The organism is Bradyrhizobium sp. PRIMUS42 (assembly GCF_023006515.1).
Classification (GTDB): domain Bacteria; phylum Pseudomonadota; class Alphaproteobacteria; order Rhizobiales; family Xanthobacteraceae; genus Bradyrhizobium.
Genome location: NZ_JALBGZ010001311.1, coordinates 1 through 876 on the forward strand (window position 1 = coordinate 1; position 876 = coordinate 876).

At 65.4% G+C, this 876-nt stretch carries 2 pseudogenes; both read right to left on the bottom strand.

The window, feature by feature from the left end:
• Positions 1 to 515: pseudogene (locus tag MOV75_RS39945) on the bottom strand (flagellar hook-length control protein FliK); the annotation flags it as partial.
• Positions 512 to 775, bottom strand: a pseudogene (locus MOV75_RS39950) (chemotaxis protein); the annotation flags it as partial. The pseudogenes MOV75_RS39945 and MOV75_RS39950, both read right to left, overlap by 4 nt.
• Positions 776 to 876 lie beyond the last annotated feature (101 nt).

Below are 876 nucleotides of genomic sequence, written 5' to 3' on the forward strand. Positions count from 1 at the left end.
CCCTGAACCTCGCGCTTCGTCGTGGAGGACCGCTCGTCGCGCGCGGTCGCGTCCTTACCGGCGGATTGCGTTTGCGGCTTCGCGGCAGGCGCGGCAGCGATCTCCTGCCCGATCACGACGGCCACGACTGACTGGTCCTGGACGTCTGCGGCATGATCGACCGGACGTTGTTTGTCCGACGATCTGTCGGTCTTCCTGTCGGAAGGCTCCTTCGTGGACTTTGCTCGCTCGGATGCCGCGATGTGTTCCTGCACCGCCGCGTCCTTCGTCCTCTCCTTTTCGACCGAATGAGCCAGACGCGGGCGCAGCGTTCCGGTCTTCGCGATCGTCTCGCTGCCGTCATCCTTCAGGGCCTGCCTGGCGAGGTTCGAGACGGTGTGGAGCAGATCGTTGAACGAGGAGCTTCCCTGCGATTTCGCTCCGGCGTTCTTTGCCGAACGCGACGTCCCGCGCATGTTGAGGCTCTCGGCGAGGCCCGAGAAAAGCTGTCCGGAGGTTCCAGTGAGCTTGGTCATGGACGGCGGTCCCTGGTGAGGAGTTCGAGTTCGCCGAGCTGCTTCTGCGCGCGCGCCAGCGTCACGGTCGATGACGCCAGATCGAGACGCGCCGGCGTTGCCGGAGGCTTTTCGGCGGCGGCGGATCCGCCGGGGAACGGCTTGCGGATGTCGAGCGCGAGCTGCACCGTGGCATTCAGCAGCGGGACGTCGCGCTCGGGTAGCTTCGACCGGTCGAGTGCCTTCAGCTCGGCGAGACCGCCGTCATATTCGTCGGTGAGCTGCCAGCCGTCAGGGAGCTTGGCGAAGTTTTCGACGACGCGGTAGCGGTGCTCGCCCGTGCCGAGAATGGCTGGCATTGGTGTTCCTTCCTCTCACTGTT